The sequence below is a fragment of the Methanocorpusculum sp. GPch4 genome, from assembly GCF_012062385.1.
GTDB lineage: Archaea > Halobacteriota > Methanomicrobia > Methanomicrobiales > Methanocorpusculaceae > Methanocorpusculum > Methanocorpusculum parvum.
Map to the genome: position 1 here is coordinate 1 of NZ_SIJA01000012.1, position 5,371 is coordinate 5,371.

4 protein-coding genes are annotated in these 5,371 nt (G+C 69.0%); 2 read left to right on the forward strand and 2 right to left on the reverse strand.

Annotation, left to right across the window (positions count from 1 at the left end):
• Positions 1-352: 352 nt before the first annotated feature.
• Positions 353-1,390, forward strand: coding sequence for a bifunctional 2-polyprenyl-6-hydroxyphenol methylase/3-demethylubiquinol 3-O-methyltransferase UbiG (locus EYA77_RS00610; protein WP_167815561.1), 1,038 nt, complete (start codon positions 353-355; stop codon positions 1,388-1,390).
• 49 nt (positions 1,391-1,439) lie between these two features.
• On the opposite strand, the gene EYA77_RS00615 is transcribed toward EYA77_RS00610, so the two are convergent.
• Complete coding sequence (locus EYA77_RS00615) at positions 1,440-3,179, reverse strand: tetratricopeptide repeat protein (RefSeq protein WP_209314967.1); 1,740 nt, start codon at positions 3,177-3,179, stop codon at positions 1,440-1,442.
• 149 nt (positions 3,180-3,328) lie between these two features.
• Here EYA77_RS00615 and ric point away from each other — a divergent pair, with 149 nt between their 5' ends.
• On the forward strand, positions 3,329-4,039 hold the full coding sequence (gene ric, locus EYA77_RS00620) for an iron-sulfur cluster repair di-iron protein (protein ID WP_167815563.1): 711 nt from the start codon (positions 3,329-3,331) through the stop codon (positions 4,037-4,039).
• Positions 4,040-4,298: 259 nt separating this feature from the next.
• Here the strand turns inward: ric and EYA77_RS00625 are convergent.
• The coding region (locus EYA77_RS00625) for an acyltransferase family protein (protein ID WP_167815564.1) at positions 4,299-5,371 on the reverse strand (1,073 nt) is incomplete at its 5' end.

The window sequence follows — 5,371 nt, forward strand, 5'->3', positions numbered from 1 at the left end:
CTGGTGAGACCTGGAGCCCCCGGACCGCGAGTCGCGGAAGCCCGGGGGAGCCCGGCCGGGGCAGGTTGACCCCTCCGCAGGCCCCTTCGAAGAGGGTTTCGGGTCCTACGGGCGACCAGGTGGCGGATTCAGGGTCGGCCCCTGGTCTTTACAGCCCGGAGGAAGCAGGATATCCTACGAAAATATCCTCCCCCGGGATGCGCTGGAGCATCGCAGAAGACTCGCCCACCCGAGGCGTGGGAGGTACCCAGGTGGGGATCGTCAGCCGCCCGCACCCCGGGCCAGAGGCCCTGAGCCGGCGGGAGGGAGTCCTCAGAAGCAGACCGCAACTGCTCTCTGAGCCAGGCAGGTGATGAAGGTGGCCAGTTCGCTTGGAGTCGTCGAGAACCAGACCGAGCCCCAACCTCTTCCGGTGGGTTCTGGAGAGGAGGGCGGCAACTGGAGCCGGAGCGGTTGGACCGATTCCATCTCCTTCGAGCCGGTCCCGACGTGCTATGTGTGCGCTTCGACGACGCGCACCCCCGCCTTCGATCTGTCCTTTTTCGACCACCCCTTCCAGTGGGTGCGTTGCTCGGATTGCGGTCTGGTCTTCCAGTCTCCCCGGCTCACCAAGGGTTCGTTGGACCTGATCTACAACTCCGAGCTCTACTGGCGCGGTCGGTCCGACGCGACCCCACCTCCTGCCGAGAGCACCGACGAGCTTCGCCTGGGCTACAACAACTACGAGATGGGACACCCGTACCGCATGGCCCAGGCCCGGCAGAGGGTTCGGGCCCTCTCCAGGCACCTGCCGACCGGCTCCAGGGTCTTGGAGGTGGGCTGCGCTGCCGGCTTCTTCCTGTCCGCCCTGAAGCAGGCCGGGTTCGATGCGACCGGCATCGAGCTGTCGGCAGCGATGGCGGAGTACGGGCGCTCCCGGCTGGACGTCGACATCCAGGTCGGCGACTTCGACCAGTTGGAGATCCCTCCAGGGTCCTACGACGGCATCGCGGCCTGGGGCTGCGATTCGAATTTTCACGACGTCCGGAAGACCTACTCCCATATGGTCGAAGCTCTCCGGCCTGGCGGGATCCTGGCCTTCAACTATTTCGACTTTGACCACCCGGCCCGGATCCTCCTGGGCAGCTTCAAGCGGGTCTACAACGCCATCTATTACTTCAACCGGAGCAACGTCACCCGTCTCCTGAACTCGCTGGGTCTGGAGATCGTCTCCCACTCGACCGAGTTCCAGTACACCTGCCTGGAGGAGGTCGCCTCCATGACGGGGCGGCGAGGGGTCCAGACCCTGGCCCGCACCCTCGGAATCCAGCGGAGCATGCTCCGGCTTCCCATCGTGGGGAGCTATCTGCTGCTGGCCAGGAAGCGGCCCCACCCTTCGCGACGCCCTTGACCCGACTCTTCCTGCGCGGAATCCGCCTGCGGCATCCGCGCTCGGGGGGTCAGGGGGACGTCTCGGCCAGCCCCTGCGCGGCCCGGGCCTGGACTTCGGGGTGCTGGCGCCCCTTCTGCAGGACGTACTGATAGCGCTTCCGGGCCCCGGCCAGGTCGCCCTGGGAGCGGGCCTGGTCTGCCGATTCCAGCAAGGCCACCAGCAGGTTGTACCGGGCCTGGTGCCGGAAGGGGTCCAGCTCCAGGGCCCGCTCGAAGCGCAGGGCGGCCTCGTCCCAGCGCTGCAGCTTGCCCAGCACGACTCCGGCATTGTACTCCAGGGCGGCGCTGGGCGGACCCGCCAGGTAGCGTTCCAGGGCGGTGGGCAGGTCTCCGGTCGATTCGGCCAGGTTGCCGAACTGTCGGTACAGGAGCTCCTCGGGCCGGGCGCGCGCGGCGATCCCCTCGCGGTAGGCCTGCTCGGCGCCGTCCAGGCGGCGCTGGGCCAGGCGCAACTGGGCCAGGTAGTGATAGCCGGAAGCGACTCGGGGGGCCAGGCGGACGGCTTCCACCAGGTGGACCTCGGCCTGGTCCAGCCGGCCGTTCTCCAGGTGGTGGATGCCCAGCGCCAGGCGGGCGGCCTGGCTCTCCGGGCGGGCTGTCACCGCCGCCTGCCAGAACCGACCCTCGTCGTTCCAGACCTGGTTGCGGGCCACGGTGGCGGCGCCCCAGACCAGGACGATCAGGGCCAGGATGCGGGCGTGCCGGTTCGCCAGCAGCACCGCCAGAAGCAGGCAGAAGCCCACGCTGGGCAGGTACAGGAAGCGTTCGGCCAGGGGTTGGGGCAGGGGAACCAGGTTCAGCACCGGGATCAGGGCCAGCGGGATCCATGCCAGCGAGAAGCAGACCACGGGTGCCTTGCGGGCCGTCCAGGCCAGGAGCGCGGCGAAGGCCAGGGCCACCAGCCACCCGGCCGCCACGCCGAGGGGGGGCACGGCCTGGAGGGCCAGGTGGCGCTCGACGCTCAGCCAGAAAGGCATCGCCAGCAGGCCGAGATACTCGGCAAAGAACCGGGGCGCCAGAAGGAGCCGGTGGCCCAGGCCCCCAGCCAGGTCCAGGGTGGGAACCAGGCCCTGCAAAGCCTGGTGGCGCAAGGCCAGCACCGTGCCCAGGGCCAGGACCTGCAGGCCCAGGACCCGGATCGCGTCGGACCGCGGGGACCGTCGCAGCATCAGGGCAGCCGCCGTCAGGAGGGGGATCACCACCGTGCTCTCCTTGGCCATCAGGGCCAGGGCCAGGGCCAGGGCCGAGCCGATGGCCGAGGCAGCGGTTCCCCTCAGGGCCAGAAGCAGGGCCCCCAGGCCGAAGAGGCAGGCCAGCACGTCCGTGCGCCCCGAGATCCAGCTCACGGACTCGGTGTGGACGGGGTGGACGGCGAAGAGCAGGCCCGCGGCCAGACCTGCCCGGGGGGCGTCGAAGAGCCGGTTCCCCAGGTGCATCACCGCCAGCGAGCAGCCCACATGGGCCAGCAGGTTCGTCAGGTGGAAACCCAGGGGCGTGAAGCCCCAGACCAGGGCGTCCAGGCGGAACGAGAGCAGCGTCAGGGGCCGGTAGAACGGAGTGACCTCCCATTCCGCCAGGGCCATGCGGGCGAAGTCGGTCATGAAGGGAGCCCAGGCGGGCTGAGCCCCCTTGAGGTAGCTGTTCTCCAGGATCAGGACCCGGTCGTCCCACAGGAAGGGGCCCGTCAGCACGCTGGCATAGCACAGCACGGCCGCCAGGGCCACCAGGAGGTTCCAACTGCGATTCACCGTGCCGGTTTTCGCGCCGACCGGTTCGTTCCCTGGCTCGAGGCCCGGACCTCCGGTCTTCTGCAGGCGCGATCTTGATCCAAGTCAAGATCCCCGCGTCCTCTTCCCGGTAGACTCGAGGCCTGAACGCATCCCGAAGGGAGCATGAGATGAACCTTCACGATATCGAGATCCCGCTGGGCCGCCTGGTGGCCGAGCATCCCCATCTGATCCGGACCCTGGAGGGCCTGGGTCTGGACTACTGCTGCGGCGGGCACAGGCCCCTCTCCCAGGCGGTGGCCGAGAAGGGGTTGGACCTGGAGGAGGTGCTGGCGGCCCTCAAGCAGGCCCTGGCCTCGACCCAGGATGCCTGCGCCGCGCCCTGGCTCGAGAAGACCTGCTCGGAGCTGATCGACCACATCGTCCGCAGCCACCATGGGTTCCTGCGCACCGAACTGCCGCGCCTGAGCACCCTGACCGACAAGGTCTTCGAGGTGCACGGTTCGGGGACCCCGGAGCTGGGTGAGCTGCGCCGGGTCATGGCCGGATTCCGCGAGGAGATCGAGTCCCACCTGGCCAAGGAGGAGCAGATCCTCTTCCCCGCCATCGTGGCCTGCGAAGCCCGGGGGGCGGCCATGCCCCAAGGAGCCGGAGTCCTGGCCCGCGGTCCGATCTCCTGCATGGAGAGCGAGCATGACGAGGCGGGCGCCGCCCTGGCCGAGATGCGCCGGCTGACCGGGGACTTCTCTCCTCCCGAGGCGGCCTGCGGCTCGTGGCGGGCCCTCTACCTGGGCCTGGAGGAGCTGGAGCAGGACATGCACCGGCACATCCACGAGGAGAACAACATCCTCTTCGAGCGGGTCCGCGCCGCCGGCTGGTAGGGCTGGACCGCGCCGGGTTCAACCCGGCGCCCGCACACCGCTTCGGGCGCTCGAGCCTGAATCCGCCGCCTGGCGTGAGGACCGAGGGCGTCGAGTCGGGTCTGGATGCAAGGAAGGCGTGCCTCGAGGAGCGGAGCGTAGTTGGAAACTACGTGAGCACCGCAGAGGTGCGCCTGACGACGCAGACGGGCCCGGATCGGCGGCCGAATGCCACGGTAGGTGGCGGATTCAGGTCGAGGCTCCGTCCGCGTGACGGGCCTCAGCGCCCGTCCTGCATCTGCCTGAAGACCGGCTCGAAGAGACTCTTCAGCAGCAGGGCTCCCTCATCCGAGAGATGGTGGGAGTCGATGTACAGGGGGGCTGCGTCCCGGGTCAGGCTCTGCCAGCCCAGGATTTCGGGGCCTGGGTCCAGGACCACGAAGTCCTCGGAGCGGGGGAGCCCTTCCAGGGCCTGATGGACCTTGGCGTTTTGGGTCCGGTGATCCTCGGGTGTCGCCGGGTGGGGGGCAAGCCACGGCCATCGCGAGACCAGCCGCAGGTTTCGGGAGTTCACGCCCGGCTGGCTGGGGAAGTCGCCCACGAAGACCACCCGGATCCCTCGATCCTGGAGGTGGCGGACCGTCTGTCGCAGGTCCTCCGCAAAGCCTTCCCGGCCGTAGCTGGACCAGTAGCCCGACAAGAAGACGGTGCCCACGCGCTCCTGCTCCAGGGTCTTCAACGCCAGCTCCCGCCACCGCTTCTTGTACTCGGGGCTCTTGTCCCAGCTCGGCATCTCATGACCCCAATCAAGCAGCGGGGCCGACGAGGTGGCGGTCAACTGCAACCCGGGCAGGCCGTAGGACCTGCCCAGCTCGTGCAGCAGCGGGGCCAGGCTCATCGCGTGGCTGTCACCCCACAAGAGGAAGCGGGGGCTTTCGGAACGCGGGCTCCCCATCGGCGTCGGCCGGGCCTCGTCCGAGAGCGGATCCACCGCGTGGGTGCGCGAGCGGAATTCCCGGGGGCGGGCCTTCTCGGCCCAGTTCTCGGGGTAGCCCTGGCTCTGCAGGTAGAGCTGCCCCGAAGAGATCGCCAGCACCGCGTAGGAGGCGAAGAGCCACCCCATGGCCCGGCGTCGTGGCAGGATCCTCTTGCTTCGGATGGGCGTCTCGACCCACCGCCAGGAGGCGTATCCGGCCAGGCAACTGACCAGGACCAGAAGCCAGCGGGCCTCCAGGCTGCCGCCCACGCCCAGGTAGAAGGCATAGGCCACCAGGGGCCAATGCCAGAGATACAGCGAGTAGGAGATCTGCCCCACCCGCACCACGGCGGGATGGGAGAGGACCCGCCCCACCC